The sequence below is a fragment of the Streptomyces sp. FH025 genome, assembly GCF_017427025.1.
Classification (GTDB): Bacteria; Actinomycetota; Actinomycetes; order Streptomycetales; family Streptomycetaceae; genus Kitasatospora.
Genome location: NZ_JAFLNG010001187.1, coordinates 1 through 1198 on the forward strand (window position 1 = coordinate 1; position 1198 = coordinate 1198).

Sequence of the window (1198 nt, forward strand, 5' to 3'; positions counted from 1 at the left end):
CCAGGGCCGCGCACCAGCCGTCGGCGCCTTCCCTCCTGGTCCAGGCCCGCACCAGGTAGACCAGCAGCAGGTCGATCAGGGCGGGTACAGCCAGGCGCCCGCCGGGCAGGTCGGTGGCGAGTTCGGTGCCCAGGAGGTCGACGGCGGCGCGCAGTTCGGGGTGTGCGCCGCTTCGGGTGGGCAGGTGGACGATCTCGGGCAGCTCGCGCATCAGCGGGTGGCCCAGGCCGTGGTCCAGGCGGTACTTGCCGCACAGCAGCTCGGTGGGCTCCTCGTGGCCGGCCCGGGTGTCGTGGCCGCTGTCGTGGCCGGCCGCGCGACCGTCCGCGCGACCGCCCTCGTGGCCGTCGGGGAGGGCGAGGAGGGCGTCCAGGGCGGGCAGCCGTTCGGCCTGACGAGGCGTCAGTTCCCCGCTGGACAGGGTGTGGGTGGTGCCGTGCGGCAGCAGGACCGCGTCGCCGGGGTGAAGGCGCACCGGGGGGTGGCCGTCGGCCAGCAGCCAGCAGGAGCCGGCCAGGACCACGTGGAAGCCCGCGCCCGCGTAGCCGGGCATCCGCGCGCCCCAGCGCCCCGTCACCCGTAGCCGGTTGGAGGAGGGCCGGCCCGCCCGTACGGCGGCGATCGCGTCGCTGACCACGTCCATCCGGTCATGGTAGCCAGTCCTGCGATGAGCCGTTCGCGTATCGGAACAAGCCGATCAAGCATTGAACGGCTCACCGCGCCTTTCTAGGGTCGGTGTCGAAGCCGACGAGTGGAGGGATGCGTCTCATGGAACGGATCGTCCTGGGGGACATGGAGATCGTGCGGGTGCTGGAGTGGCAGGGGCCGTTCATGCCGGCCGCGCAGCTGGTGCCCGAGCTGTCCGAGCGGGCCTGGAGGGGCGGTGTGGCGGGGGACTTGGCGCCGCGGCACTACGACGTCGACGCCGCCGCCTACGTCGGCGCGCTGCAGACCTGGGTGGTGCGCGGGGGCGGGATGACCGTGCTGGTGGACACCGGGGTCGGCGACGGCCGGGAGCGCCCGCTGACACCGGTCTTCCACCACCGCCGAAGCGACTTCCTGGAGCGGCTCGCCGAGGTGGGGGTGCACCCGGAGGAGGTGGACGCGGTGGTCAACACCCACCTGCACGCCGACCACGTCGGGTGGAACACCCGCAGGCAGGGCGAGGAGTGGGTGCCCGCCTTCCCCAACGCGGTGT

2 protein-coding genes are annotated in these 1198 nt (G+C 73.5%); one reads left to right on the forward strand and one right to left on the reverse strand.

Features of this window, described 5'->3' with window-relative positions:
* The coding region (locus J0670_RS38320) for a cupin domain-containing protein (RefSeq protein WP_207817383.1) at nt 1-643 on the reverse strand (643 nt) is incomplete at its 3' end.
* 125 nt (nt 644-768) lie between these two features.
* Here J0670_RS38320 and J0670_RS38325 point away from each other — a divergent pair.
* A partial coding sequence (locus J0670_RS38325) for an MBL fold metallo-hydrolase (protein WP_243438103.1) occupies nt 769-1198 on the forward strand: 430 nt, incomplete at its 3' end.